The organism is Pyramidobacter sp. CG50-2 (assembly GCF_003612005.1).
Lineage (GTDB): Bacteria > Synergistota > Synergistia > Synergistales > Dethiosulfovibrionaceae > Pyramidobacter.
Map to the genome: position 1 here is coordinate 17,470 of NZ_RAWT01000012.1, position 25,953 is coordinate 43,422.

Below are 25,953 nucleotides of genomic sequence, written 5' to 3' on the forward strand. Positions count from 1 at the left end.
AGATGTTTTTCCGCTTTTCCATGACATGCTGCACGACAGGGAGGCATAAACAATGGATCTTCTAAAACTGGCTTCGTCGGTCGTCGGCGACGTGACGGCGTGGCGTCACCATCTTCACGCCCATCCGGAGCTGAGCGGTCAGGAAGTGGAAACGTCGGCGTTCGTAGAGAGGACGCTGCGCGAAATGGGCGCGGACGAGGTGCGCCGCGCCGGCAAAACGGGGGTCGTGGCGCTGGTCAGGGGCGCTCGGCCCGGCCCGGTCTTCGCCCTGCGCGCCGACATGGACGCTTTGCCCGTGCCGGAGCTGGCCGACGTGGAATTCAAATCGCGGAACGAAAACGTGATGCACGCCTGCGGCCACGACGTTCACACGGCGGTGCTGCTGGGCGCGGCCAAGGCGCTGTGCGGCGTGCGCGGACAGATTCACGGCGCGGTGAAATTTTTCTTCCAGCCCGCCGAAGAGACCGGCCGGGGCGCCAGGGAGATGATCGCCGCGGGGGAGCTGGACGAAAAGGATCCGCCCGCCTGCATCGCGGCGCTGCACGTTTTTCCCGGCATTCCCGCCGGAACGCTGGGCGTGCGCCGCGGCGCGTTCAACGCCTCGTCCGACAGTTTCTCGCTGGACGTCATCGGCCGGCAGGGACACGGCGCCTATCCGGAGCTGTGCATCGACCCGATCGCCGTCGGCGCCCAGGTGATCACGGCCCTGCAGCAGCTGGTCAGCCGCGAGGTGGCGCCGCAGGACTCGGCGGTGGTCACGATCGGCACGATCCACGGCGGCGTCAGGAGCAACATCATCGCCCCCGACGTGAAGATGACGGGCACGATCCGCACGGTCCGCTCCCGGGTGCGGGAACACCTGTTCGAAGCCATCCCGCGCGTCGCCAGATTGACGGCCGAAGCGCTGCGCGCCTGCGCCGGGGTGGAGATCCGCGAAGGCACGCCGGTGCTGGTCAACGACGACGGCATGTTCGACCGGCTCGTCTCCGTGGCCGAGCGCGTCGTCGGCAAAGACCGCATCGTCGCCTTCGAGAACTGCTCCATGGGCGGCGAGGATTTCGCCTTCTTCACCGAACGAGTTCCCGGCGTCATGTTCCGCCTCGGCGTCGGCTTCAAGGACAAGGACAACGCGCCGCTCCATTCCTCCTGCTTCAAAGCAGACGAAAGCGCCTTCGTCTGCGGCGTCGCCGCGCTGACCGGACTGGCTCTGGACGTGTGCCGCTGAATCAGCGTGAATTTCCAGCCCGCGCGAATAAATTCGCGCGGGCTGTTTTGTACCGCATCGTTTCAAATTTGCGGTTTTCCTCATCTTGCAGGGCCGACGTCGTTCAATTAAAATCAAGTGGGAACCATGAATCTCTTTTGGGCGCGGCGAAGGCAGATGTTCCACGTGGAACATCTGCCGCCGCTGCAAAATTTTAAACCGACGGAGGACTGACCATGACTTATCGCGAACGATACGAACAATGGCTTGGCGCTTCATGGCTCGACGAGGCGTCGCGGCGCGAACTGGCGGCGCTGAGCGACGAGAAGGAGATCGAAGACCGTTTCTACCGCGACCTCGAATTCGGCACCGCCGGCATGCGCGGCGTCATGGGCGCGGGCACGAACCGCCTCAACCGCTACACCGTCGGCAAGGCCACGCTGGGGCTGGCGCGCTATCTCAAGGCGGAAATCGCGGACTGGCAGCGCGGCGTCGTCGTCGCCTACGATTCGCGCAACCGCTCGTCCGAATTCGCGCTGGAAACGGCGCGCGTGCTTTCCGCCTGCGGCGTGCCGGTGAAGATTTTCCGGCAGCTCGAACCGGTGCCCGCGCTGTCGTTCGCCGTCAAGCACCACAAGGCCGCGGCCGGCGTGGTCATCACCGCCAGCCACAACCCCAAAGAATACAACGGCTACAAAGTTTACGACGAGCACGGCTGCCAGCTCTGCCCCGCCCCCGCCGCCAAACTGACGAGATACGTGGAGGCCGCCGACCTGGCGCAGATCCCTCCCGGCGACGAGAAACTGATCGCCTGGATCGGTCAGGAGACCGTCGAGGCCTTTCTCGACGCCGTCCAGTGCCAGTCGGTGCCGCAGCGGGACGCGGGCGCGCTGAAAGTGGTCTACACGCCGCTGCACGGCTCGGGCAACCTGCCGGTGCGCGCCATCCTGAAGCGCTGCGGCTTCGCCGACGTGCAGGTCGTCGCCGAACAGGAACTGCCCGACGGCGATTTTCCCACCGTCACGGCGCCCAATCCCGAGGAGCGCAGCACGCTTTCGCTGGGCATCGAGCTGGCCCGCCGGATCGGCGCCGACGTCGTCATCGGCACCGATCCGGACAGCGACCGCATCGGCTGCGCCGTCGCCGCGGGCGGCGAATTCCGGCTGCTTTCGGGCAACCAAATCGGCGCGTTGCTGGCCGACTTCGTGCTCTCTCACCGCGCCCTCACGCCCAAATCGACGATGATCACCACGATCGTCACCGGCGAACTGGGGGCCCGCGTGGCGCAGAGCCGCAGCGTGACCGTGCTGCGCACGCTGACGGGCTTCAAGTACATCGGCGAAAAGATCACCGAGTTCGCGCGCAGCGGCGAGCGCGAGTTCCTGTTCGGCTACGAGGAAAGCTACGGCTACCTGGCCGGCACGCACGCGCAGGACAAGGACGCCGTCGTCGCGGCCATGCTGATCTGCGAAATGGCGGCCGCGGCCAAGTCGCAGGGGCGCACGCTGATCGACGAGCTGGACGGGCTGTACGCGCGCTTCGGCTATTACCTCGACGCCCAGGAGTCGCACACGCTCAAGGGCAAGGACGGCGCCGAGCGCATCGCCGCGATGATGGCACGCCTGCGCGGCGGCGCGCGCTTCGAAGGCGTTTCGCAGACGCTTGACTACGCGCAGGGGCTGGACGGCCTGCCGCGCGAAAACGTGATGAAGTTCCTCGGCGCCGACGGCTCGTGGTTCGCCGTGCGCCCTTCCGGCACCGAGCCGAAGATCAAAATCTACTATTCCATCAAAGACGCGGACGAGACGAGCGCGCGCGCCAAGCTCGACGCCCGCCGCGCCGAAGTCGGCGGCGTCCTCGGACTGTAAGGGAAAGGAAGGATCGGATCATGCGCAAAAAGATCGTGACGTGTCTCCTTCTGCTCGCGCTGGCGGCGTCCGCCGCTCAGGCCCGCAGCTATATCGCCCAGCTCTGCTCCAACTGCGCTTTCGGCGACCGGCGCAGGTACTGCGTCAAATGCGGGGCCTACACGTTCGACAAGGGCGTCCCGGCGCGGCTGTGCGAGAACTGCGGCTTCGGCGACCGCTGGCGGTACTGCGTCAAATGCGGCGCCTACACGTTCGGCCGCGGCGCCCCCGCCGTGCTGTGCCAGAACTGCGCCTTCGGCGACCGCAAGAAGCACTGCCTCAAGTGCGACCGCTATCTGTTCGACTGACGGCGGATTTTCTTCCGTAACTTTGTCACGGAATGGGAACCGCGTTTCCCATATACTCAGAACAGCGACGACGCCGCACGTTTTTCGGCCGGCGGAATTATGATATAATAGCTCGGGAATTCGAGGTGACGACGTCATGACGCCGCGGCAAAAGTCGCTTGGGCTCTATCTTGAGGAATTGTACGAACGCTGCAACCGGCGTGAACTCGTCTCGCCCGACCCGCTGCAGTTCCTCTACCGCTACGAAGCGCCCGAAGACCGCGAGATCGCCGCGCTCGTCGCCTCGTCGCTGGCCTACGGGCGCGTGGCGACGATCCTCAAAAGCGTCGGCGTCGTGCTCGGCGCGATCGGGGCCTCGCCGCGGACGGCCGTAGAACGGTACGGCGAAGAACACTGGCGCGGCGTCTTCGCGGCGTTCCGGCACCGCTTCACCGACGGGGCCGACGTCGCGGCGCTGCTGGGCGGCGTCAGGCGCGTCGTTTCCCGCTGGGGCAGTCTCGGCGGCTGTATGCTCGCGGCCCGGCGGGAATGCGGTTCGCTTGCGGGCGCGCTCGATTTCCTGATCGCGGCGCTGGAAAACGGCCGTCCGAACAGCCTGCTGTGCCGTCCGCAGCGCGGCAGCGCCTGCAAGCGGCATTTTCTGATGCTGCGCTGGCTCGTCCGCCGCGACGAAGTGGACCCCGGCGGCTGGGACGGGCTCGACCCCGCCGAGCTGATCGTGCCGCTTGACACGCACATGTACGCGGTGTGCCGCTCGCTGCGCTTCACGAAGCGCAGGGCGGCCGATCTGAAAACGGCGCAGGAAGTCACGAGGGCTTTCGCGCGTCTGTCGCCGCGCGACCCGGTGCGCTACGATTTTGTCCTGACGAGGTTCGGCATCCGTGCCGACATGGAACAGGAAGCGTTGCTGGCGGAATGCCGGGCGCGCTCTACAACAGGAAGGATTGAAACGGAATGATGAAAAAGTTTTTGCTTGTCGCAACGGTTCTGGCGATGATGGCTTCGTCCGCTTTCGCGGCGAAAAAGATCGGCGCGTTCAAGGCCGAGGATCTGGAAGGCGCGGCGCACGACGAGGCGATCTTCCAACAGGTGCCGCTGACGATGTTCAACGTCTGGGGCACGTTCTGTCCGCCCTGCCTGCACGAGATGCCCGATCTCGGCCGGCTGGCGAAGGAGATGGCCCCCGAAGGCGTGCAGATCGTCGGCCTGCTTTACGACTGGTTCGATCCGGCCGGCCGCCGCAGCGAGAAACAGATCGCCAAGGCGAAGACGCTGGTGGAGCGCACCGGCGCTGATTACCTCCACCTGCTGCTTGACGACGGTCTGGCGCGGTATCTCGGCGACTTCAGCGCCATCCCGCAGACGTTCTTCGTGAACGGACGCGGCGAGATCGTCGGCGAGGCGACGGGCGCGCGGAGCGCCGCGCAGTGGCGGGAAATCATCCGCGAAATGCTGGCGAAGGCCAAATAATGAAAAGATACGGCGCGGGCTGGACGTGCCTGCTCGCCGGCGCCGCCCTGATCGCCGCCGGGCTGTGGCGCGGCGAGAACTTCGCCGTGTTCCAGAAAGCCGTCAAGATCTGTCTGGAGTGCGTGGGCATTGGCTAGCGGCCGGAAAAAGAGCGGCCGGCTGCGGCAGACCGTACAGCTGTTGTGGACGGCCGCGACCAACGGCTATCTGGCCGGCTTCCTGAAAGGGAAGATCTACACGGGACCGCTGAAAAACGTCTGCGTCCCCGGCCTGAACTGCTATTCCTGCCCGGGAGCGCTGGGGGCCTGCCCGGTCGGCTCCTTCCAGGCCATGCTGACGGGATTCGAGCCGCGGCTGCCGCTGTACGTCGCGGGTTTTCTGTTCGCGTTCGGGGCGCTGCTGGGGCGCTTCGTCTGCGGCTGGCTCTGCCCGTTCGGGCTGGTCCAGGACCTGCTGTACAGGATCCCGCTCGGGCGCAAGCGGCTCAACCTGCCCGGCGACCGCGCCCTGAGGCGGCTGAAATACGCCGTGCTGGCGCTGTTCGTCGTCATCCTGCCGCTGTTCGCGCGCGACGATCTGACCGGCGTCAGCTCCCCGTGGTTCTGCAAGTACATTTGCCCTTCGGGGACGCTGATGGGCGGCTGGACGCTGCTGAGCCTGAACGAAGGTCTGCGCGGCGCGGCCGGATGGCTGTTCACGTGGAAGAGCGCGCTGCTGACCGCGCTGCTCGTCCTGTCGGTGAAGTCGTTCCGCCCGTTCTGCAAATATCTGTGCCCCCTGGGGGCCTTTTACGGCTTCTTCAACCGCATCGCCCTGCTCCGTTACGGTTTCGACGAAAAAAAATGCGTCACCTGCGGGCGCTGCGCCGCGTCCTGCCCGATGACGCTGAAGCTGCCGCAGGGCACCAACGGGGACGAATGCATCCGCTGCGGCCGGTGCGTAGACGTCTGCCCTACCGCCGCGCTGACGCCGCCGCTCGAACAAAGCCCGAGAGCGCGGCGCAAACCGTCGCCGGAACGTCCCTGAAAACCGGCGGCACAAATCCTCAAAAAAGCGAAGGCCCCGGAGGAACGGATTTTCCCCCCCGGTGGCCTTCGCTTTTTTAAACCGCGCCGCAGCCCCTTGACAGAGCGCGCGCTTTTGCACTAGACTTTTTCACGTCGGACGGCTCTTCTCGGGCCGCCCAAGCAACGAACAGAAAGGAGGCGCGCCATGCCTCTCTCCATCGCTGAAACGGGTTTTACCGCCCTCGACATCGAAACCACCGGGCTGAGCCCCGCCTTGTGCGGCATCGTCGAGATCGCCGCGCTGAAAATCTTTCCCGACGGCTCGCAGCGGCCTTTTCAAACGCTGGTCGATCCCGGACGCCCCATCCCGCGCGGCGTCTCCGCCATCCACGGCATCGACGACGCCATGGTCCGCGGCCAGCCCCGCGCGGCCGACGCCGTCGCCGCGCTCGTAAGCTTCGTGGGGCCGTCGCCGCTGGTGCTGCACAACGCGCCGTTCGACATGAGCTTTCTCAACCCCGTCGTGCGGCGGCAGCGGCTCCAATGGGACAGCCCCGCCGTCTTCGACACGCTCAAGTTGAGCCGCCAGGCCTTTCCCGGACTGAACAGCTACAGCCTCGAAAACCTGAGCCGCTTCTTCGACTTCGACGCCGGCGGCCACCACCGCGCGCTGGCCGACTGCCGCTACTGCGTCCAGCTCTTCGCGCGCATCCTGCGCAAGATCCGCGGGCTCGACATGGATTTCGCCGCGTTCGCCCGCGAATACGCCTCGCCCGCGCGATTGCTGGCCAGATAATACTATTTCTTGATAAAAGCACCCACATAGTTTTCTGGGCGCTGCAAGGGAGTTCAATCGCTCAGAACTCCCTCGACTGCTGTACAGCTCGCTTTGTGAATCTCCCTCGCAGCGCCTCTGCGTTCGGCATTTTAATTGAGAAATAGTATAAAACGACAAAAACACATGGGGAGAACGCCCGTGAACCGCGGCGTTCTCCCCATGTGTTTTCGGAATTCAGTCCCTGAAGCCGCGCTCCTCGCGCGTGCCGGGGATCAGATTGTCCAGCAGACAGGCCGAAACGCCCGCCACCGCCATCGACGTCTTGCCGATCGCCCAGAGGATCTGGCCGGGAATGCCCCAGCCGAAGAACAGCTCCTTCTGCGCCTCCACCCAGCCCGGCAGCCCCAGCGCCATCAGGAAGGAAAAGCCGACGATCATCACGTTGCGCTGCTTCTGCATGTCGGCGCGGGTCAGCGCCTGGATGCCCAGCGCGCCGATGGTGCCGAACAGGGCGATGTAGCAGCCGCCGATGATCGGCGCAGGCAGCGTGGCCACGAGCGCGCCGAACTTGCCGACCATGCTCATGCCGATCAGCAGGATCGCGCCGACGCGCACCACCCAGCGCGAAGCCACGCCCGTCAGGCCGATCAGGCCGATGTTCTCGGTGTAGCTCGTGCAGGCCACCGCGCCCGTCAGGCCGCCGAAGATGCAGCCCAGCCCCTCGGCGCGGATGCCCCGGCTGATCTGCTGCTCCGTCGGGTCGGGCAGTCCCGCCGCGTTGCAGACGTTGAAATAGTCGCCGATGCTCTCGAGGATGACGGAGAAGAAGCCCGCCAAGATCGCGCCGAACGCCACCAGGCTGAACTTCGGCATGCCCCAGGGCATGAAACCCGTGAACTGAAACCATTTGGCCGCGTTCACGTTGTCGAGACTGATATAGACGGGATGCCCCGGGTGGAACACGCCGGCGCGGCTCAGCGCGAAGCACGCTCCCCAGACGATGACCACGCTCAGAAGGACCGAGAAGATGTTGACGTAACGCCCCTTGACTTTCAGCCCGAACAGGAAAATCAGCGCTACGACCGTCAGCGAAGCCGGCCAGTACCCGGCGGCGTTGCCGCTGATCGCCGTGCCCGCCAGCGAGAAGCCGATCGCCATGATCGTCGTCCCCACCGTGATCGGGCCGACGAAGCGGCGGATCCTGCCGATCAGACCGAACTGCCCCAGCAGCACCAGGCACACGCCGCCGGAAATCAGCGCTCCGCCGATGTACTGCAAGATCACGCTCGTGCCCTGCGCCGAATAGATGCCGACGATCGTCATGATCGGCGGGATAAAGCTGAAGCTCGAGCCCTGCACGATCGGCAGCCCGGAGCCGAACGGGCTGGTCTGGATCAGCGTGCACACCCCCATGGCAAAATATACGCAGGAAATGAAAAACCCGATCTGCGCCGGCGTCATCCCCATCGCCGGACCGAAGATCAGCGGCACCAGCGTCGTCGCGCCGAACAACGTGAGCACGTGCTGCGCGCCCGCCAGCAGCAAAATCGGCAGAGACGGAACGTCGTCCACTCCATATACCAGTTCTTTCCGAGCCATCACACAAACACCTCCGGGTGAATTTTGTTCCTGCCGGAATTATAGCACAGAAAATGTAAAATCGGTTGCACGGCATGCATAAACAATCCACCGATGAGACGCCCGCCGAAAAAGCCGCTTCGAGAGCGCCCCTTTCCAAAAAACACGGCAGGCCGCCGGGATTCACTCCCGGCGGCCTGCCTGCAGACAACCTATTCGATTTCGATCAGTTTGCTCTGTTCGAGTTCCTTTTCGCTCTTCTTCGGGAAGGTCAGGCGCAGGATGCCGTCTTCCAGCTTGGCGCTGATGTCTTCCTTCTTGATGCTGTCGCCCACGTAGAAGCTGCGCGAGCAGCTGCCCTCGTAGCGTTCCTGACGGATGAAGGCGCCCTTGGCGTCCTTCTCTTCCTTGGAGTGCTGCCTGACGGCGCTGATCGTCAGATAGCCGTTCTGCAGCTGGACGTTGACGTTTTCCTTTTTGAAGCCAGGCAGGTCGACGTCGACTTCATAATTGTTCTCCGTCTCGCGCACGTCGGTCTTCATCATGTTCCGCTCCCGGCGTCCGTACAGCGGGCTGCGGCGGAAGAAACCGTCGCTGAACACGTTTTCCAGTTCGTCAAACAGATTGTCGTTCCAAATGCTCGGTACCATCATCTTTATTTCCTCCTTGAGATCGGGCGGCCCCTGCGGGGCCCGCCTTCTATATTAACGATGCGGGAACGTCCGGAGGTCTTTCGCTTCATCGTTCCTCCTTCGTTCTGAGTGTATTATAGCACTCTTGTTAGCACTGTCAAGTGCCGAGTGCTAATTCATTTTAGATTGATATGAATGATTGATACGACTCCTTTTGATAGACTTAAGACAGGTCATGAAAGGTCAAAGTCAGCCTTGATTCAAAAAAATTTGCCGGTTTTTTGCCGGACGGAATACGCCGCGCGAAAAATTTTTCCCGCGCGATGCGCGCAAAAAAAATTCCCGGAAGGCTGTAAGCCTTCCGGGAATTTTTTTGCGCACGTTTTCTTCAGTTAGGACTGCGCGGGCGCGGCGTGAAGGATCTCCATGAACTCTTCGCCGGTGATGGTCTCGCGCTCGTAAAGCGCCTTGGCCAGATCGTCGAGCGTACGGCGGTTGTCCGCCAGGATCGCGCGGGCCTTTTCGTGCTGCTCCCTGACGAGCGCCACGACCTTCCTGTCGATCAGCGACTGCGTCTCCGGCGCGCAGGCCAGCGAGGCGTCGCCGCCCAGATACTGGTTGGTCACCGTTTCCAGCGCCACCATGCCGAAATCGTCGCTCATGCCGTAGCGCGTGATCATGGCGCGGGCCAGCCTGGTGGCCTGCTCGATGTCGTTTGACGCGCCCGTGGTCACGGAGCCGAAGACGACTTCTTCGGCGGCGCGGCCGCCGGTGAGCGTGGCGATCTTGTTTTCCAGCTCTTCCTTGCTCATCAGGTAATGGTTGCCTTCCTCCACCTGCATGGTGTAGCCGAGGGCCCCCGACGTGCGCGGGATGATCGTGATCTTCTGCACGGGCGCGGAGTGGCTCTGCATGGCGGCGACCAGGGCGTGGCCGATCTCGTGGTAGGCGACGATCATCTTTTCCTTGTCGGTGAGGATGGCGTTCTTTTTCTGATAGCCGGCGATCACCACTTCGATGCTCTCTTCGAGGTCCGCCTGCGTGGCCTGTCCGCGATTGTCGCGCACGGCGCGCAGCGCCGCCTCGTTGACGATGTTGGCCAGCTCGGCGCCGGAAGCGCCGGAGGCCATGCGCGCCACCTTGTTGAAATCGACGCCCGGGTCGAGCTTGATCTTTTTGGCGTGCACCTTGAGGATGTCCTCGCGCCCCTTCAGGTCGGGGAGCTCCACGGGCACGCGGCGGTCGAAGCGGCCGGGGCGCGTCAGCGCCGGGTCGAGCGATTCGGGGCGGTTCGTGGCGGCGAGGATGATCACGCCGGTGTTGTCCTCGAAGCCGTCCATCTCCGTGAGCAGCTGGTTGAGCGTCTGCTCGCGCTCGTCGTTGCCCATCACGTTGCCGCTGCGCTTCGTGCCAATGGCGTCGATCTCGTCGATGAAGACGATACAGGGCGCTTTTTCCTTGGCCTGCTTGAACAGGTCGCGCACCTTCGAGGCCCCCATGCCCACGAACATCTCCACGAATTCGGAGCCGGACATCGAGAAGAACGGCACGTTCGATTCGCCGGCCACGGCCTTGGCCAGCATGGTCTTGCCGGTGCCGGGCGGCCCGACGAGCAGAATGCCCTTGGGCATCTTCGCGCCGATGTCGCGGTAGCGCCCGGGATTGTGCAGGTACTCGACGATCTCCGCCAGGTTTTCCTTGGCCTCGTCCTCGCCGGCCACGTCGGAGAACTTGATGCCCTCGGTGGACTTCACGTAGACACGGGCCTTGCTCTTGCCCATGCCGAACATCATCGAGTCGCCGCCCATGCGGTTCATGAGCTTCTTCTGCATGTACTGGCCCAGCCCCCAGAAGAGCAGCAGCGGCACCACCCACGACAGCAGCATGCTGACGATCGGCGACGCCTGTTCGACGATCTCGCTCGAGAACTTCGCCCCCGACTGATAGAGGCGTTCCGTGCGCCCGGGATCGTCCATCAGCCCCGTGCGGTAGACTTTTTTGCCCTCGGCGTCGGTGAAGAGGATCTGGTTCTCCTCGATGTTGACCCGGCCGATCTTTTTCTCTTCGGTCATTTTGATGAACGCGCCGTAGTCCACCTCGTCGATCTGCGCGCGCATCAGCCACGGCTTGGCCAACAGGTTGAACAGCATCAGCACGAGCATGGCGATCGCGTAATAATAGAGCAGCGGCTTTCTGGGATTTTTGATTTCGTCCACAGCGTTTCCCCCTTTATGTGAGAATGTCGATTGTCTTTCATTATACTCGCAAAAACGACCGCGTCAGTGACGAAATCACCGATCTTTATCAGCTGCCGCCCTCCGCAAAAGCGAGCTGCGCAGACCGAACGGCGGCCGAGATCGTCCTGAGCGGCTGGACTCCCTCGCAGCGCCCAGCAAGCTCTGTTCATGCTTTTTGTCAAGAAACAGTATCGGCTTCCCGTCACGCCCGCTCGCGGAAAATCCAGCGCTTGCTGAAAACGTAGTTGAGCGCCGTGACGAACACGTTGTCGCCGATTTTCACCCACATGTCCGGCCAGCCCAGCTTCTCGGCGAACAGCCACATCATGCCCACGTCGAGCAGGCCGGAAAAGAGGCGCGCCGCCACGAAGGCCGACAGCTCGCGCCCCAGCGCCGCCAGGCCGCGCGTGCGGCTGCGAAAGACCCAGAGCTTGTTGGTCACGAATGCGAACAGCACCGCCAGCCCCCAGGCCCAGGCCGTCGCCGCCGTCACGCCCATTCCCAGCCAGCGCGTCAGTGCGTAGTAGCTGACGTAGTTGACTATCGTCGTCAGCACGCCGAAGAACAGGTAGCCGGCGACTTCCCGGAATCGTTCCCGTTCCGTCTCAGTCATGCCGCGCCTCCCTGCGTTCCGGGGACGTTTCGTCAGTCACGTTGCTTTCGGCCACGACGTAGAGCGGGCGCCCTTTGGTCTCCATGAAGACGCGGCCGAGATACTCGCCGATGACGCCCAGTCCCAGCAGCTGCACGCCGCCGAAAAAGAGGATGCCGCAGAACAGCGAGGGGTAGCCGGGCACGGGATTGCCCCACACCGCCGTGCGGATCAGGAACCAGCAGAACGAAAGCAGCGCCACGGCGGCGCTGAGCGCGCCGAGAATCGTGGCCAGACGCAGCGGCGCCGTCGTGAACGAGGTGATGCCGTCCAAGGCCAGGTTGAGCAGGCGGAAGAAACCGAACTTGCTCGCGCCGTGCAGGCGCGGTTCCTGGTCGACGGGCACGGCTTTCTTTTTGAAGCCGATCCAGCTGTACAGGCTTTTCATGTTGCGCTGATGTTCGGGCATTCGCCGCAGCACCGCCAGCGCCCGGGCGCTGAGCAGGCGGAAATCGCCGGCGTCCATCTGGATGGGGATGCGCGTCGAGCGCGCCAGCACATGATAGTACAGTTTCGCCGTCAGCTTTTTGAAGGCCGACTCGCCGCCGCGCGTGCGGCGTTGGGCGTACACGTCGTCGTAGCCTTCGAACCAGCCCTCGATCAGCTTCGGGATCAGCTCCGGCGGATGCTGCAGGTCGGCGTCCATGAAGATGGCGCCGTCGCCGCGCGCATGATCGATGGCTGCCGACAGGGCGATCTCCTTGCCGAAGTTGCGCGAAAAGCTCAGGTAACGCACGCGGGCGTCCTGCGCCGCCAGGGCGCGCACGACGTCCAGCGAGGCGTCGGTGCTGCCGTCGTCCACGAAAAGCAGCTCGAAGTCGCAGTTTTCCACGTCGCCGACGACGCGGCAGAGGCGCCCGTACAACGCCCGCAGGTTCTCCTGCTCGTTGTAAAACGGCACCGCCACGGAAAACAGCGGCCGTTTTCCCCGTCTCTTCTCGGTCATGCCTATCGCTCCTTTCGCACCGGCCGCCGCCGTTAAAATTTGACGACGACAGCCTCGTCCACGACCCTGATCGAGCCTTCGAGAGGATAGCGCGGCATGGCCATCACTTCGGGCAGCTTTTCGAAGGATTCCACGTTCTCGATGACGATCGGCGAATAATCGCACCACATGCGCATGAAGTTTTTCCACGCATAGTTGTTGATCAGCGGCGACTTCTCGTTGAATAGGTAGGGAATCAGACGGATGCGTTCGAATTCCGGGATCACGGGCGCGTTGAAATCCTGTTTGGCGTCTTCGTTCAGAAAAGCCACGGGCAGGTAGGGCGAATAGCCGGGCACGCTCTCGATGCGCGCCGCCAGCCGCGTGAAGTAGCTGATCGCCTGATTCTGCAAAAAGTTGGCCTTGAAATAACAGATGTTGGAGAAATGGCAGTACAGCACCGTCACGCAGAACATCAGCAACATGCCGCCGCGGTAGATCCAGCGCGGATAATGGAGGCGGTCCAGCGCAGCGTTCTCCAGCAGGCAGATGAAGCCCACGAAGACGAAGACTTTGGAGTAGACCATGAGCGAGTGGATCATCTTCACGTCCACCATGACGTGGATGAAATTGACCGCCAGCGGCAGCAGCGCCAGCGTCAGCAGGAATTCGAGGCCGCGGCGCGGTTTGCGCCGGAACAGCTGAGCGGCCCGGTCCAGCCCGAGCAGAACGCCGAACCACAGCACGGCCTGATAGAGCCAGCGCAGCGACGCCGTGGGATACATGTCGCGCATCTTCATCGGCGGCGGCAGGAAGAACTCGCGGTAAGCCCGCGCCGCGCGGTCGAGATATTCGCTCCAGCCGCCGAAGCCGAACGTGTTGATGCTCTCGTAATCGGAAAGCTGCGCGCCCGCGGCCTTCAGGCTGAACCAGTTCACCGCCAGGTACAGCGCCATGAACAGCGCGCAGGCCAGCACCAGAGAAAGCCCCTTGTAAAAGAAATCGAAGCGCCGCGCCGAGGCGTCGTCATGCAGACTCATCATCATGTGCAGCAGCATCACGCTGAGCACGATGGGGATGCAGGACTGATACACGCCCACCGCGCAGGCCGCCAGCACGCAGCCCGCCGGCAGCCGGTACCAGTGCCGCCGGTCGCCGTCGCAGATCAGCCAGGCGCCGGCCACAGCCAGGTCGAGACCGATCATGTAATAGGGCACCGTGTACATGTACCCCATCATCGCCGTCACGACCGGAAAGGCCACCATCACGCCCGCCAGCAGCACGCAGCTGTAAACGCGCCGCAGCCGGAAGATTCTCGCCGTCATGCAGGCCGCCAGCCCGACCAGAATCAGCGTCAGCAGGCCGTTGAAAAGCGGCAGGCTGTAGAGGCTGCCGCCGAAAACGAACTCGGTGACGCGCTTCAGCACCTCGAGCATCCACCGTCCCGACGTCACCGTGGCGCCGAGGCCGAAGCCCAGCTTGGCGTCGTCGTGGAACGAAAATTTATTGAGCAGCATCATGCCGTGCGCGAAAAGCCCCCAGAGCAGCGTGCTGAGGAGGATCAGACGGCAGGGATTCTTCGATTGTTCCATGGCAAAAGTCCTCGCTTTTCTTGAAACATCCTTCTCGAACAGGTCAGGATATTATACTCCCCGGCGAGCCGGGAGACAAAGCGCCGCTTCTCACGCCCTCCCCTTCGGTCGACCGGAGGCGGCGCTTTGGCCGCGCGATTATCGCAGATGCTCCGGCAGCGCCGCAAGGTCGCAGTCGCACCATTTAAGGCGGTGCGCCGCGAAAGCCGCCGTATACTTCAGCCCGCTGCCCGTCATCACCAGCACGGCGCTCTCGCCCTCCGCCACGATGCCGGCCGCGCGGGCCCGGCGCAGGACCGCCAGCGGCACGCAGGACGCCGGCTGGCCAAACAGACCGCAACGGGCCAGGTCGGCCTGGGCGCGGACGATCTCGCCTTCGTCCGCCGTCATCGCCGCGCCGCCGAGACGGCGCAGCTCCGCCAGCACGCGGTTGCCGCTGGGCGGAAACGGATTGTCGATGGCGTGGGCGATCGTATCGTTGCCGGGGAATCGGCTGATCCGCGCCGCGCCGGCGGCGAAGGCCGCGGCGACGGGCGCGACGCGGGCCGTCTGCGCGCAGATGAACCGCGGCAGGCGGTCGGTCAGGCCCGCGCGCCGCAGATCCTCGAAGCCGTTGATAATGCCGCGCAGGTTGCCGCCCGCGCTCACCGGCACGATCACCCAGTCAGGGACGCGGAAGCCGCGCTCTTCGGCGATCTCGTAGGCGATCGTGCGCGAGCCGGCGACGCGAAACGGCACGTCGGAATTCATGAAGTAGATGCCGCGCTCGGCGCCGAGGCGCAGGCTTTCGCTGTACAGCGCGTCGTACGGGCCGGCGACGCGCAGCAGATGCGGCCCGTAAATGGCGATCGGCGCCAGTTTCTCGTCGGCGACGTTGCCTTTGACGAGAATGAAGGCCTCCATGCCCGCCGCCGCGGCGTACGCCGCCACCGAGGCCGCCATGTTGCCCGAAGAGACCGTGCCGACTTTTGTATAGCCGAGCGCCCGCGCGTGGGCGATACAGGCCGCCGTGCCGCGGTCCTTGAACGACCAGGTGGGGTTGGCGCTCTCGTTTTTGACCGCCAGCTGGGCCAGGCCAAGCTCCTGGCCCAGCGCCTCGAGCTTTACGAGCGGCGTGCCGCCCTCGCCCAGCGAGCGCCACTCGTCCGCCGCAAACGGATAGAACGCCGCGTAGCGACGCGACTGGCATCTTTCGTTCGTGTCGATGCCGGCTCCGTCCCACGCCAGATCGAGCGGTTCGCCGCAGGCGCAGCGAAATGGCGCCCGCTCCGCGCCGTACTCGGCGCCGCAGGTTTTGCACCGCAGAAGAGCTTTTTTCATGGAAAACACCCCGTTCCGACAGAAAGATAAAATCATCTTACCACAAAGATCCTGCAAAAAAATATGATTTCATGAGCTTTGCCAGTTGATTTTTCTCCGTTTTCAAGTTTAAATATATGGTTGAGGCAGTTGTGCGCACACACAGCGCCAAAATCACCGCATGAAGACAGACAGTCCGGCTCGCGCCGGCCGTTTCCCAGCGAAAAAGCAGGAGGTACATGCAGATGTCAGCCGACCGTGAGGATCTCAAAAAAGAAAAACCGCAGCCCCATGGGCTGAGGAAACTCGCGCCCAACGATTTCGACGAGGAAATGAACGCCATCAAAAACGGCCTTCACCACGTCGCCGAGAAGTTCCACAAGAACGCTCCCGTCGCCGAGGGGCGCCCCGTTCCCGTAGACCAGCTGGGCAAACGTTCGGCCGCGCAGACGTTCGCCGCGATCGGGCACCTGATCAAAAGCGCCTTGCCCGACGCAGCCGAGCGCAGCGCCCGGGCCCACGCCGGCAAAAAAGAGAAGCTCGTCGTCGACTTCGAAGAGGAAGAGACGCCGTGCGAAGAAACGAGCCGCGATGAACAGAGCGTCGCTCCGCAAAAGCTCCCCGCGGCGGCGAACAAGACGAAAGAAATCCTGAAGAGCGGCGCGCTGCGCCTTGCCAGCGAGAAGAACCGCGAGATGGGACGCATCGCCGCCGGAGCGGCCGCCGAAGGGTTCGGCACGGCGTTCTACGGCGTCGCCGAGGGGGCGCGTGCCCTTCGCCGTGCCGTCGAAAACAGGTTTCCCAAGGCGAACAGGATCTTCCACGCCGTCGGCATCGCCCTCGGCACGTCGCTCAGCGCCGCCGGCAAAGTCGCCCGGGCGGCCGGCAAAGGGCTCGTCTCGGTCGGTCGCGGCGCCGGAGAGAAGCTGAAAGACCTCAAAGACTCGGGAGCCTTCGAGAACGCGAAAGACAAACTCGGCCAGAGCGCGTCCAGCGCCATGCAGGAACTTTCGCGGAAGGGCAAAAACGCCGGCGAGCGCCTCGGCAAAGCCGCCTCGGGCGCCGCGACGGGATTGAAGGAAGCCGCCCGGAACGCCGGCGAGCGTCTGGGGGCCCTCAAGGAAAAGGCCGACGCCAAACGCGAAGAGCGCCGCGCCGCCCGCGAAGCCGAGGGGACGCTCAGCGCCGGAGAGAAACTGAAAGCCCTCTCCGAAAAAGCGGCCAGCCGATTCAAAAGCATGCGCGGCGAGCTTTCCGAGAAGGCCAGGAAAATCGCCGCAAACGCCAAGAGCACGCTGCACCGCGACCACGCCGAACGCCCCGGCCGCGACGAAGGGAACGCCGGCGAGGAAAAACAGCCCGGCAAGAGCGCGCCGCTGGGCGAAAAACTTCGCGGCTGGAAGGACAAAGTGACGCTCGGCGCCAAGGATTTGGCCGCGAAGGCAAAAAGCCGCTTCGACGCTCTGCGCGTTCCCGAAGAGGAAACGCCCGAGGATCCGCCCGCGCCGCAAATTCCCGCCGTTCCCCCGCAGCCTCGGCAGCCCGTCTCCCCGGCGGACGACGTCAACGACTATACCGCCGAAGAGACCATCGCTCCCGACATGTTCCGCCAGAAGGACGACGAGAAACAAAACTGAGAACCGCCGCTCGCAGGCCCCGCCGTCGGGGCCTGTTTTTTATGCCGCGGCGCGCGGAACCGTTTCTCCGCGCGCCGCGGGCAGAAAAGCCCGCAAGCATTTTTCCCGTTTCTTTGTTATACTTATTTTTGGTCCCCCGAGCGCGTTCCGAAGGGGGGACGTCAGATTGCATACTCCTGCGGAGGTGACATTGTGGCTTCGAATTATTCCCAAAAGGTCAAAGGGCTGAAGCGCGGCGCCAACATGGCCGGCAAGCTGCACAAGTATTTTTTCTGGATCCTGCTCGGATTCCTGGCGCTGGTTTCCGGCTCGGCCTATCTGTACTGGAAGCTGGAACGCGGCGGCGAGGGCAGCGTCTTCGAAGCCCTGTGGACGATCCTGTTCACGCTGATCGGCCAGGGCGAGTTCGCCAACAACCCTCACACGATGGTCGGGCGCGTGATCGTCTTCGCGCTCTCCATCGTCGGCATTTCCGTGCTCGGCGTCGTGCTGTCGGAAGTGCTCACGCGCGTGATGAAGTACAATCTCAAGAACATGCTCGGACTGAACGCGTGCAGATACGAGGGGCACACGATCTTCTGCGGCTGGAACGGCCGCGCCGAGCTCGTGCTGAAGGAACTTGCCGCCTCGGGACAGCAGGTCGCCGTGCTGACTCGCGCAAAGCCGGCGGAACTGTCGCATTACGACGTATTTTTCGTCGCCGGCGAACCGACCAACGAGGCGCGCCTGATCCAGGCCGGCATCGAAAAAGCCGAGTCGGCGATCGTCTTCGCCGAACCGCAGCCCGGACTGACGAACGACGACCTCGACGCGCACACCGTGCTCACCGCCCTCGCGGTCGAGTCGCTGCGCCCCGAGATCTACACGGTCGTCGAGCTGCTCGATCCCGCCAACGAGCGCCACGCCCGCCGCGCCCACGTGGACGACATCGTCTACTGCGAAAGCACGCTGGCCGACATCGTCGCCGCCTGCGCCTCGCAACAGGGCATCAGCTCGTTCATCGGCGACATCCTCACTTATTCCGACAGCGGCTCGGCCCTTCGCGCCGCCGACATCGAACCGCAGTGGGAGAATCGGACCACCGGCGAGCTGTTCGCGGCCATGCAGGCCGACGGCGAACTGCCGCTGGGCGTCATGACGCCCGACGCCTCTTCCGGAGCGGAACGCTGGCGCCACGAGATCAACCCGCCGGCGTCCAGGCCCGTCAGGCTGCCCATGCGCGTCGTGTTCATCTCGAAAAACAGCGGGAAGTAAAGGGAGGCCTTCACCCATGACCGAAATCTTCGTCAACATCCCCCAAGGACACACGCTCATCTGCGGCTGGAACTCCCACGCGCTCAAGGTGCTCAGGGAACTCGAAGCCTCCGGACAACCCGTTGTCGTCGTCGCCCGCAGGCGTCCCGAAGAGCTGAAAAACAGCGCCGTGCCGGTCGTCGAAGGCGACATCTCCGACGACGAAACGCTCAAGAGGGCCGGCGTCGAGACCGCCACGGCCGCCATTATCCTCGCCGAGAACGTCGGCTCTCTGCCGGCCGACACCGTCGACGCCCGCTCGATCCTCACGGCGCTGGCCGTCGAATCGCTGCATCCGGAGATCTACTCCGTGCTGGAAATCATCAATCCCGAAAACGAACGCCATGCCCACAACGCCAACGTGGACAACGTGGTCTACTGCAATCGTCTGATCGCCAATTACATCGCGCTCTGCGCTTCGCAGCGGGGCATCTCCGACTTCGCCAACGACCTCTTCAGCCATTCCGACGACCGTTCCAGCCTGAACACGATGGATCTCGATCCCAAATGGCAGGGCAGGAGCATCGGCGAAATCTTCGCGGCCGTCCGCGCGCAGGGCGACCTGCCGCTCGGCGTCATGCGCCGCGACGACAACGATTCGCGCCAAGTCTGGCGTCACGAGATCAACCCCGCCGCGGGGACGAAAGCGGAGCTGCCGATGAAAGTCATTTACATCAGCTGCGAGAAACCGGGACAAAACAACGGAGAGCGCTGAAGCGCTCCCCGAAGGCGCACAACGAAAAATGCGTGATGATCGGGCCCGATCATCACGCATTTTTCGTTGTGCGCCCGCGGCGCTCCGCGCCGCTTGCAGCCATTCGCCATTTTCCGCGCAGAGACGGCGGGCCATACTATTTCTTAATTGAAAAGCCGAACGTAAGGGCGCTGCGGGGGAGATTCACAAAGCGAGCCGCGCGGCAGTCGAGGCAGTTCTGAGCGACTGAACTCCCCCGCAGCCCCGAAAACTATGCGAATACTTTCTATCAAGAATTAGTATTAATAGGTGACGAGATGGCCCATCTTGTGCTCTTTCGTCTGAAGGTAGAACAGGTCGTTGGCGGTGGCGGGCATCTGGATGGGAACGCGCGCGGCGATCTCCAAGCCGAAATCCGCCAGCCCTTCGATCTTCTTCGGATTGTTGGTGAGCAGGCGCAGCGTGCGCACGCCGAGGTCGCGCAGGATCTGCGCGCCGATGTAGTACTCGCGCTGGTCTTCTTCGAAGCCGAGAGCCAGGTTGGCTTCGACGGTGTCCAGACCGCGGTCCTGCAGCGCGTAGGCGCGCAGCTTGTTGAGCAGGCCGATGCCGCGTCCTTCCTGGCGCAGGTAAAGCATGACGCCGCGCCCTTCCGCGGCGATCTGCGTCATGGCGGCGGCGAACTGCTGGCCGCAGTCGCAGCGCAGCGAGCCGAACGTGTCGCCGGTCAGGCATTCGGAGTGGACGCGGCAGAGCACGTCGCGCCCGTCGCCCACGTCGCCCATGACGAGCGCGACGTGATGCTCGCCGTTGAGGCGGTTGCGATAGCCGTAGGCCGTGAAGAAGCCGTACTTGGTGGGCATCTTCGTCGTCGCCACGCGCTCGACGAACGTTTCATGACGCTTGCGGTATTCCTGGATGGCGCGGATGGTGATGAATTTCAGGCCCCACTCTTTCGCCTTCTCCGCCAGCTCGGGAGCGCGCATCATCCCGCCGTCGTCGCGCATCACTTCGCAGCAGAGGCCGCACTCTTTCAGCCCGGCGAGGCGCAGCAGGTCCACCGTGGCTTCGGTGTGTCCGTTGCGTTCGAGCACGCCGTTCGGCCGGGCCAGCAGCGGGAACATGTGGCCGGGGCGGCGGAAGTCTTCCGGCTTGGCGTCGTCGCCCACGCAGGCGCGGGCAGTGACGCCGCGTTCGACGGCGGAGATGCCCGTGGCGGTGGAAATATGGTCGATGGAGACGGTAAAGGCCGTGCAGTGGTTGTCGGTGTTGCTCTCGACCATCTGCGGCAGGCCGAGGCGTTTCACGTAGGCCGCGCTCATGGGCATGCAGATCAGGCCGCGCGCGAAGCGGGCCATGAAGTTGACGTTTTCGGTGCCGGCGAACTGGGCGGCGCAGATCATGTCGCCTTCGTTCTCGCGATTCTCGTCGTCGGCGACGAGGACGATCTTGCCGGCGCGCAGTTCGGCGGCGGCTTCTTCAACGGTGTTGTACTGGATCACGTCGGATTCCTCCCTCTGGAAATCATCAGGGCCGTCGTTTGGCTACGAAAAAAAAGGCTCTGAAACGCGCGGAGCATTTCAGAGCCGGGATCCCGGGACAACGGCGGAACTCGCTTCTTCCATCCAGACTGTACTGTCGGCTTCGGAATCTCACCGAATCATGCCTTGCGGCTCGCGGGCTTTACCGCCGGTAGGGACTTTCACCCTGCCCTGAAGTTCGATTGTGATGGTGCGAAAAGAATCATACTCCTCCGGCCGCCGCCGGTCAAGAGTCAGCCCAGCCGCGAGCAGCCGGGACCGCTCAGCAGGCTGTGGCCGCCGGGGCCGGGCGTGAGCGTGAGATGCGCGTCGATGCGTTCGCGCAGCGTCTTCACGTGGGAGATGACGCCGACGAGCTTGCCCCTCTCGCGCAGGCGGTTCAGGCAGTCGAGCACGGTCTCCAGCGTTTCTTCGTCGAGCGTGCCGAAGCCCTCGTCGAGGAACAGCGAGTCCACTTTCACTTCCCTCATGCCGTGCGACAGGGCCAGAACCAGAGCCAGGCTGACGATGAAGCTCTCGCCGCCGGAGAGGTTGCGCGAGGTGCGCACTTCGCCGCCCTGCCAGAGGTCGACGACGTCGAGGCGCAGGGCGTCGTCGGCCGCCACCTTGAGGCGGTAACGCTCGGAAAGCTGTTCGAGCTGCAGGTTGGCGGCCCGCACGAGGCGGCGGAAGGTGAGGCCCTGCACGTAGCGGCTGAACTGGTCGCCGGAGGCGGAGCCGATCCGGTCGTTGAGGTCGCTCCAGAGTTCGTAGACTTTCCGCCGGCGCGCTTCGGCTTCCCGCAGCTCGCCCAGACGGCGGCGACATTCGTCGTCGTGGCGCAGCATCTGCTCGTCGGCGCCGCGGTTCTTGAGCAGCTCGGTCAGCTCGTTTCCGCACGCCTCGAGCGCGGCCGTAAGGTCGGCGGCGGCGAGCTCGGGCGCGGGACCGAGCGCGCGCTCTTCCTCGTCGAGCAGCAGCGCCTGCGAGCGCAGCGCTTCTTCGCGCCGCTGCAATTCTTCGAGACGAGCGCGCAGAGCCGCGACAACTTCTTCGGAAAGCGCGGCGGCCCGCCACGCGGATTCTTCCGCAAAGCCGAGGCGCTTCAATCTCTCGGCAAACTGCGCCTGAGCTGCGGCGAGCTCGACGCTCAGCGCCGCCAGATCTTCGCGCACGCCTGCCAGTTCGGTCTCGGTACGGGCGGCGTCGAGGGCGCTCTGATGGCGGAGCGCGTCCGCCTCGGCCAACGAGCTCTCGGCGGCGGCAAGTTTTTCTTTCAGCTTCGCGGCTTCCGCCTCGGGACGGCGTTCGCCGAACAGCTCGCGCCGCGCCCGCTGGCGCGCTTCCAGATTTTCCTGTCCGCGAGCCAGCGTTTCGCGCGCGTCCTGGAGCGAACGCTGCGCCGTCTGCCCCATCGTGGAAAGACGCTTGTGCTCCATCTGCCGGGCGGCGATCTTTTCCTGCATGGAGGCGAGCTTGCGTTCCAGATCGGTCACTTTCCGCGCCGCTTTTTCGGCGTTCTGATGGAGCTTCAACTCTTCTTCCTGAAGCACGCTGCGCTGATAGGGCGCGGGATGATGGACGGCGCCGCAAAGCGGACAGGGCTTGCCCTCTTCGAGGCGGGAACTGAGAATGCTGAGGTCGGCGCGGTACATGGCCACCATCGCCTGTTCCTTTTCTTCGCGCGCCCCGGCGAGGCTTTTGTTCATCGCCTCGGCTTCGAACTTGAACTGATTCAGCTCGGCCAGCACGGCGATGTCCTGCGCGTCGCCGGCGGCGAAGGAACTTTCCAGCTCGGCGATGCGGGTCTCCTGCTCGTGGCAGCGCAGGGCGTGACTTTCGATCTCGCGGTCGAGGTCGTGGACTTTGGCCCACAGTTCGGCCTGCTCGCCGTGTTCTTTCTTCAAAAGCGCCAGATCCTCCGCGGCGCTGACGCGCCGGCGTTCCGCGTCTTCGCGCCGCTGCGCGCCGGCGGCGGCGTCTTTTTCGAGGCGTTCCAGATCGCCGGCGGCGGCGTCGAGGCGCGAGCGGCCGCGCGTCAAAGCGGCGTAAAGGTCGCCTGCCTGCGCGGCTCGCTCGGCCCGCGCCAGATCCTCGGCCTGCGGCGCAAAAGCCGTCTGCTCCCCGTTCAGTTCGCAACGCGCCTGTTCGTATTCCGCCCGGCGCGCCGAGAGGGCGTCGCGGCGGTCATACCAATCCAGCGCCTGCCGAAGCGTTTTTTCCCGCGCGCGCAGTTCCTTCTCGCGCGTCTCGCTGACGGCGGCGCGCCGCTGCGCCGCGGCGCGGACTTCCTCGGCCAGCGGGGCGTGTTCGGCCTGCGAGGAACGGATCTGCTCCAGCTCGAATCTCTCGCGCTTGGTTCGGTCGTAGACTTCGCGCGAGATCCGCCGGTAGATTTCCGCGCCCGTCAGCTCTTCGAGCAGTTTGGCGCGGTCGGCGCCGTCGGCCTGCAGGAAGGCCGCAAAGCCGCCCTGCGGCAGCATGACGGTGCGCGTGAAGCGCTCGAAATCGAGACGGCAGACTTCCTCCACCTTTTTGGCCATGGAGCTGACGCTGTCGGCCAGCACTTCTTCGCCGCCGCCGAGCCGCGAGAAACGGCACTTCGGCGCCTGCCACTCCCGGGCCGCGCCCTTGCGGGAGGATTTTTTCTGCGACCAGAAGGCGCTGTAGCGCTCGCCGCCGATCTCGAAGACCGCTTCGGCGAAACACTCGCGCTCGCCGCGGGTCATGATCTCGTTGCCGGAGGTGTTGACGCGCTCCAGGCGCGGCGTGCGGCCGTAAAGCGCCAGGCACACGGCGTCGAGCAGCGTGCTCTTGCCCGCGCCGGTGGGGCCGGTGATGGCGAACAGGCCGCCGCGGAATTCCGGCGACTCGAAATCGACGTTCCACTCTCCGGCGAGAGAGTTGAGGTTCTTGAAATGAAGGCGGCACAGTCTCATCGCGCCGCCTCCGTCCGCACGGCTTCGAGCGCCTCGAGATACGCGCCCGTCAGCGCCTCCGCTTCCGCGCCCTCAATCTGGTGCTCGTTCAGATAGAGCCTGAAGACTTCGCGCGGCGACCAGTCCTCGTTCAGGTCGCCCGCGCCGGAAAAAGCGTCCGCCGGCCCCGCGCCAGCCACTTTGACGCGCAGGATCTTCACCGCGCCGCCGCTCAGCTCGCGGATACGGTCGTTCAGTCCCTGAGCGCCCTCGTCGGCGCAGTCCGCTTCGACCCAGACGGAGCAGCCGGACCGTTCGAGTTCGCTCAAAGCGGCGGCGATCTCGTCGAAGGAGCCTTTCAGGCGGCAGATCTCCTGCCACACGGGCACGTCGATCGCGCGCACCGAAACGGCGCGCCCGTCGAAATCGACGACGCAGACCTGCTTTTTCTGCCCCGCCTCGCCGAAGCCCATGCACAGCGGCGCGCCGCAATAACGGCGGCTCTCGAGCCCGCCGCAGATCTGCGGCGCGTGCAGGTGCCCCAGCGCCAGATAATCGACGTTTTCGGGAAAGGCCGACAGCGGCACCGCGCCCAGCGAACCGACCGCCAGGTCGCGCACGCCGTCGTCGGCGCGCACGGTTCCGCCGGCGGCAAAGCAGTGCCCCAGGGCGACGACGGGGATATCGCGCCCCGCGCGCCGCGTTTCGGCCAGCGCGCACACGGCGGCGTAATGCTTCGCGAAGCCTTCCAGTTCGGCGCGCGCAATCGCGTCGGCGTCTTCGCCGACAAGCGCGCCGCAGAGGTCGCGCGAGCGCAGAAACGGCACGGCGCAGCACAGCGCGCCCGTTTTCCCCTGCGCGTCCGGCAGCTCGAAAAGCTCCGCGCCGGGCTCCGCCGCCGGCGCGCCCACGACGTGGACGTCGAGACGGTCCAGCAGCTCCCGGGGCGAGTCGAGCAGCGCCGCCGAATCGTGATTGCCGGCCACGATCACCGCGCTGCGGCAGGGCGTGCGCGACAGTCCCGTGAGAAAACGGTAATAAAGGCTCTGCGCCCACAAGGGCGGCGTGTAGGAATCGAAAACGTCCCCCGCCACGACGAGCGCGTCGACACGTTCGCAAATCAGCGTATCCGTCAGCCAGTCGAGAAACTGGCGGAATTCGTCGGCCCGCTCCTGGCCGCAGAGCTTGCGTCCCAGATGCCAGTCCGACGTGTGAAGGATTCTCATCGATCAGCCTCCTCATGGAGCGCCGTCTTTCGCGAAACGGCGATCCTGCGGTACAATAATCATAACACAGCGGAGGACGCAGAGGTTTCACTCTCAAAACAGGAGGAATGAAAAAATGCTCGGCGCGATTCTCGGCGATTTCTGCGGCGCTCAGTACGAGAGCCGTTGTTCCCGTTACGACGGTTCGCGGCCGCTGCTCAACGGCGGCTGCCGTTTCACCGACGACTCGATCCTCACTTTCGCCACGGCGGAAACGCTGCTCGGCGGCGACCGCAGCGCGGAACGCTTCGCCCGCGGCTACATGGAATGGGGCCGCGCGTATCCGAACCGCGGCTATGGACGCGGCTTCCGCCTCTGGCTCGAAAACGGCGAGCTGGCCCGAAACGACAGCTTCGGCAACGGCTCGGCCATGCGCGTTTCCCCCGTCGGCTGGGCGGCGCGCACGCGCGACGAGGCCCTTGAACTGGCGCGCGCCAGCGCCCTTTACACGCACGGGCATCCCGAAGGCGTCAAGGGCGCGCAGATCATCGCCGCCGCCGTTTTCACGCTGCGTCAGGGAGCGTCCAACGACGAGCTGAAAAATTATCTCGAGGCGACGTTCGGCTGCGACCTGAGCACGCCAGTAGCGCAGATCATGGCGCAGGGCTATGCGTTCAGCGCCGCCTGCCAGGGCAGCGTGCCCCAGGCCGTGCGCTGTTTCCTCGAAAGCTCGTCCTACGAGGACGCCGTCGCCAAAGCGCTGCTTCTCAACGGCGACACCGATACGCAGGCCGACATGGCCGGCGCGCTGGCGCAGGTCCGCTTCGGCGTGCCGGAGGCGATGCGCGCAGCGGCGCTGGCGGCCATGGACGAAAAGATGAAAGCCGTGCTGCTGGCTTTCGAAGGACGCTTCATGGGCGGCGCGCCGTAAGGCGCCGCCCCGTTGCAACAAATTGGGGCAAAAGGCTTTTTTCGCCCGCCCCTGGAGAGATGAGACAAATAAACCTATTGCTGAATTTTCGCCCCTTCTTCCAGAGAAAGCGGAAGAGGGGCGATTCTTCGCGCCGCATGAAATTTTCGCGCCGCCGGATTTTTCC

22 protein-coding genes and 1 riboswitch are annotated in these 25,953 nt (G+C 64.5%); of the genes, 12 read left to right on the forward strand and 10 right to left on the reverse strand.

Translation table 11 applies throughout. The annotated features are described in order from the left end of the window. The first annotated feature begins 52 nt into the window (after nucleotides 1–52). The 8 genes from D7D26_RS04040 (at nucleotide 53) to D7D26_RS04070 (ending at nucleotide 6,692) form a co-directional block, all read left to right on the forward strand. Nucleotides 53–1,225: a M20 metallopeptidase family protein gene (locus D7D26_RS04040; protein WP_120372131.1), complete on the forward strand. Its 1,173-nt coding sequence runs from the start codon at nucleotides 53–55 to the stop codon at nucleotides 1,223–1,225. Between the two features lie 215 nt (nucleotides 1,226–1,440). Further along, a complete protein-coding gene (locus D7D26_RS04045) occupies nucleotides 1,441–3,072 on the forward strand; it encodes a phospho-sugar mutase (protein ID WP_120372132.1) in 1,632 nt (543 codons plus the stop codon). Between the two features lie 20 nt (nucleotides 3,073–3,092). After that, on the forward strand, nucleotides 3,093–3,419 hold the full coding sequence (locus tag D7D26_RS04050; protein WP_120372133.1) for a hypothetical protein: 327 nt from the start codon (nucleotides 3,093–3,095) through the stop codon (nucleotides 3,417–3,419). A 136-nt stretch (nucleotides 3,420–3,555) separates the two neighbouring features. Beyond that, nucleotides 3,556–4,377 (forward strand): TIGR02757 family protein, encoded by an 822-nt coding sequence (locus D7D26_RS04055; RefSeq protein WP_078016078.1) that lies wholly within the window; start codon nucleotides 3,556–3,558, stop codon nucleotides 4,375–4,377. Then, complete coding sequence (locus tag D7D26_RS04060) at nucleotides 4,377–4,889, forward strand: TlpA family protein disulfide reductase (protein ID WP_158606265.1); 513 nt, start codon at nucleotides 4,377–4,379, stop codon at nucleotides 4,887–4,889. The genes D7D26_RS04055 and D7D26_RS04060 overlap by 1 nt, the downstream gene beginning before the upstream one ends. After that, on the forward strand, nucleotides 4,889–5,026 hold the full coding sequence (locus D7D26_RS12455) for a CD1871A family CXXC motif-containing protein (protein WP_195838775.1): 138 nt from the start codon (nucleotides 4,889–4,891) through the stop codon (nucleotides 5,024–5,026). The genes D7D26_RS04060 and D7D26_RS12455 overlap by 1 nt, the downstream gene beginning before the upstream one ends. Next, nucleotides 5,019–5,915, forward strand: a complete 897-nt coding sequence (locus D7D26_RS04065; protein WP_120372135.1) for a 4Fe-4S binding protein — start codon at nucleotides 5,019–5,021, stop codon at nucleotides 5,913–5,915. The genes D7D26_RS12455 and D7D26_RS04065 overlap by 8 nt, the downstream gene beginning before the upstream one ends. 186 nt (nucleotides 5,916–6,101) lie before the next feature. Beyond that, nucleotides 6,102–6,692 (forward strand): 3'-5' exonuclease, encoded by a 591-nt coding sequence (locus tag D7D26_RS04070; protein ID WP_120372136.1) that lies wholly within the window; start codon nucleotides 6,102–6,104, stop codon nucleotides 6,690–6,692. A gap of 216 nt (nucleotides 6,693–6,908) precedes the next feature. Here the strand turns inward: D7D26_RS04070 and D7D26_RS04075 are convergent, their stop codons facing one another. The 7 genes from D7D26_RS04075 to thrC all read right to left on the reverse strand — a co-directional run bounded on the left by D7D26_RS04075 (nucleotide 6,909) and on the right by thrC (nucleotide 15,610). Then, nucleotides 6,909–8,273 carry a uracil-xanthine permease family protein gene (locus D7D26_RS04075; RefSeq protein ID WP_078016074.1) on the reverse strand — a complete coding sequence of 455 codons (1,365 nt, stop codon included), beginning with the start codon at nucleotides 8,271–8,273 and terminating at the stop codon, nucleotides 6,909–6,911. Between the two features lie 191 nt (nucleotides 8,274–8,464). Then, the gene (locus D7D26_RS04080) at nucleotides 8,465–8,902 is read right to left on the reverse strand and encodes an Hsp20/alpha crystallin family protein (protein WP_233543456.1); all 438 of its coding nucleotides are present in this window, start codon (nucleotides 8,900–8,902) and stop codon (nucleotides 8,465–8,467) included. Between the two features lie 374 nt (nucleotides 8,903–9,276). After that, entirely contained in the window at nucleotides 9,277–11,100 is a 1,824-nt protein-coding gene (gene ftsH / locus D7D26_RS04085; RefSeq protein WP_120372137.1) for an ATP-dependent zinc metalloprotease FtsH, read from the reverse strand. Nucleotides 11,101–11,323: 223 nt separating this feature from the next. Beyond that, the gene (locus tag D7D26_RS04090; protein ID WP_078016071.1) at nucleotides 11,324–11,734 is read right to left on the reverse strand and encodes a GtrA family protein; all 411 of its coding nucleotides are present in this window, start codon (nucleotides 11,732–11,734) and stop codon (nucleotides 11,324–11,326) included. Next, a complete protein-coding gene (locus D7D26_RS04095; RefSeq protein WP_120372138.1) occupies nucleotides 11,727–12,719 on the reverse strand; it encodes a glycosyltransferase family 2 protein in 993 nt (330 codons plus the stop codon). Before D7D26_RS04095 ends, D7D26_RS04090 begins: the two co-directional genes overlap by 8 nt. 32 nt (nucleotides 12,720–12,751) lie before the next feature. Further along, entirely contained in the window at nucleotides 12,752–14,290 is a 1,539-nt protein-coding gene (locus D7D26_RS04100) for a glucosyltransferase domain-containing protein (RefSeq protein ID WP_078016069.1), read from the reverse strand. Between the two features lie 138 nt (nucleotides 14,291–14,428). Beyond that, nucleotides 14,429–15,610, reverse strand: a complete 1,182-nt coding sequence (thrC, locus tag D7D26_RS04105; protein ID WP_120372139.1) for a threonine synthase — start codon at nucleotides 15,608–15,610, stop codon at nucleotides 14,429–14,431. 224 nt (nucleotides 15,611–15,834) lie between these two features. On the opposite strand from thrC, the gene D7D26_RS04110 reads away from it, so the two are divergent. The 3 genes from D7D26_RS04110 to D7D26_RS04120 all read left to right on the forward strand — a co-directional run bounded on the left by D7D26_RS04110 (nucleotide 15,835) and on the right by D7D26_RS04120 (nucleotide 19,234). After that, nucleotides 15,835–17,226 (forward strand): hypothetical protein, encoded by a 1,392-nt coding sequence (locus D7D26_RS04110; protein ID WP_078016067.1) that lies wholly within the window; start codon nucleotides 15,835–15,837, stop codon nucleotides 17,224–17,226. A 192-nt stretch (nucleotides 17,227–17,418) separates the two neighbouring features. Beyond that, the gene (locus tag D7D26_RS04115; RefSeq protein ID WP_120372140.1) at nucleotides 17,419–18,480 is read left to right on the forward strand and encodes a potassium channel family protein; all 1,062 of its coding nucleotides are present in this window, start codon (nucleotides 17,419–17,421) and stop codon (nucleotides 18,478–18,480) included. Between the two features lie 16 nt (nucleotides 18,481–18,496). Continuing rightward, nucleotides 18,497–19,234, forward strand: a complete 738-nt coding sequence (locus tag D7D26_RS04120) for a potassium channel family protein (protein WP_078016065.1) — start codon at nucleotides 18,497–18,499, stop codon at nucleotides 19,232–19,234. A 281-nt stretch (nucleotides 19,235–19,515) separates the two neighbouring features. Here the strand turns inward: D7D26_RS04120 and D7D26_RS04125 are convergent, their stop codons facing one another. The 3 genes from D7D26_RS04125 to sbcD form a co-directional block, all read right to left on the reverse strand. Continuing rightward, nucleotides 19,516–20,715: a bifunctional 3,4-dihydroxy-2-butanone-4-phosphate synthase/GTP cyclohydrolase II gene (locus D7D26_RS04125; RefSeq protein ID WP_120372141.1), complete on the reverse strand. Its 1,200-nt coding sequence runs from the start codon at nucleotides 20,713–20,715 to the stop codon at nucleotides 19,516–19,518. A 107-nt stretch (nucleotides 20,716–20,822) separates the two neighbouring features. After that, nucleotides 20,823–20,937: riboswitch (FMN riboswitch) on the reverse strand. A gap of 50 nt (nucleotides 20,938–20,987) precedes the next feature. Then, nucleotides 20,988–23,672 (reverse strand): AAA family ATPase, encoded by a 2,685-nt coding sequence (locus D7D26_RS04130; RefSeq protein WP_120372142.1) that lies wholly within the window; start codon nucleotides 23,670–23,672, stop codon nucleotides 20,988–20,990. Next, nucleotides 23,669–24,877 (reverse strand): exonuclease subunit SbcD, encoded by a 1,209-nt coding sequence (sbcD, locus tag D7D26_RS04135; RefSeq protein ID WP_120372143.1) that lies wholly within the window; start codon nucleotides 24,875–24,877, stop codon nucleotides 23,669–23,671. The genes D7D26_RS04130 and sbcD overlap by 4 nt, the downstream gene beginning before the upstream one ends. 115 nt (nucleotides 24,878–24,992) lie before the next feature. On the opposite strand from sbcD, the gene D7D26_RS04140 reads away from it, so the two are divergent. Continuing rightward, nucleotides 24,993–25,787: an ADP-ribosylglycohydrolase family protein gene (locus D7D26_RS04140; RefSeq protein WP_120372144.1), complete on the forward strand. Its 795-nt coding sequence runs from the start codon at nucleotides 24,993–24,995 to the stop codon at nucleotides 25,785–25,787. The last annotated feature ends 166 nt before the right edge of the window (nucleotides 25,788–25,953 follow it).

What these genes read in the sequence shown, in the direction of transcription:
- D7D26_RS04040 (WP_120372131.1), top strand. Translation starts at nt 53, where the DNA reads ATGGATCTTCTAAAACTGGCTTCGTCGGTCGTCGGCGACGTGACGGCG.
- D7D26_RS12455 (WP_195838775.1), top strand. Translation starts at nt 4,889, where the DNA reads ATGAAAAGATACGGCGCGGGCTGGACGTGCCTGCTCGCCGGCGCCGCC.
- D7D26_RS04080 (WP_233543456.1), bottom strand. Translation starts at nt 8,902, where the DNA reads ATGGTACCGAGCATTTGGAACGACAATCTGTTTGACGAACTGGAAAAC.
- D7D26_RS04050 (WP_120372133.1), top strand. Translation starts at nt 3,093, where the DNA reads ATGCGCAAAAAGATCGTGACGTGTCTCCTTCTGCTCGCGCTGGCGGCG.
- thrC (WP_120372139.1), bottom strand. Translation starts at nt 15,610, where the DNA reads ATGAAAAAAGCTCTTCTGCGGTGCAAAACCTGCGGCGCCGAGTACGGC.
- D7D26_RS04075 (WP_078016074.1), bottom strand. Translation starts at nt 8,273, where the DNA reads ATGGCTCGGAAAGAACTGGTATATGGAGTGGACGACGTTCCGTCTCTG.
- D7D26_RS04095 (WP_120372138.1), bottom strand. Translation starts at nt 12,719, where the DNA reads ATGACCGAGAAGAGACGGGGAAAACGGCCGCTGTTTTCCGTGGCGGTG.
- D7D26_RS04110 (WP_078016067.1), top strand. Translation starts at nt 15,835, where the DNA reads ATGTCAGCCGACCGTGAGGATCTCAAAAAAGAAAAACCGCAGCCCCAT.
- D7D26_RS04120 (WP_078016065.1), top strand. Translation starts at nt 18,497, where the DNA reads ATGACCGAAATCTTCGTCAACATCCCCCAAGGACACACGCTCATCTGC.
- D7D26_RS04055 (WP_078016078.1), top strand. Translation starts at nt 3,556, where the DNA reads ATGACGCCGCGGCAAAAGTCGCTTGGGCTCTATCTTGAGGAATTGTAC.
- sbcD (WP_120372143.1), bottom strand. Translation starts at nt 24,877, where the DNA reads ATGAGAATCCTTCACACGTCGGACTGGCATCTGGGACGCAAGCTCTGC.
- D7D26_RS04060 (WP_158606265.1), top strand. Translation starts at nt 4,377, where the DNA reads ATGAAAAAGTTTTTGCTTGTCGCAACGGTTCTGGCGATGATGGCTTCG.
- D7D26_RS04045 (WP_120372132.1), top strand. Translation starts at nt 1,441, where the DNA reads ATGACTTATCGCGAACGATACGAACAATGGCTTGGCGCTTCATGGCTC.
- D7D26_RS04090 (WP_078016071.1), bottom strand. Translation starts at nt 11,734, where the DNA reads ATGACTGAGACGGAACGGGAACGATTCCGGGAAGTCGCCGGCTACCTG.
- D7D26_RS04140 (WP_120372144.1), top strand. Translation starts at nt 24,993, where the DNA reads ATGCTCGGCGCGATTCTCGGCGATTTCTGCGGCGCTCAGTACGAGAGC.
- D7D26_RS04100 (WP_078016069.1), bottom strand. Translation starts at nt 14,290, where the DNA reads ATGGAACAATCGAAGAATCCCTGCCGTCTGATCCTCCTCAGCACGCTG.
- D7D26_RS04070 (WP_120372136.1), top strand. Translation starts at nt 6,102, where the DNA reads ATGCCTCTCTCCATCGCTGAAACGGGTTTTACCGCCCTCGACATCGAA.
- D7D26_RS04130 (WP_120372142.1), bottom strand. Translation starts at nt 23,672, where the DNA reads ATGAGACTGTGCCGCCTTCATTTCAAGAACCTCAACTCTCTCGCCGGA.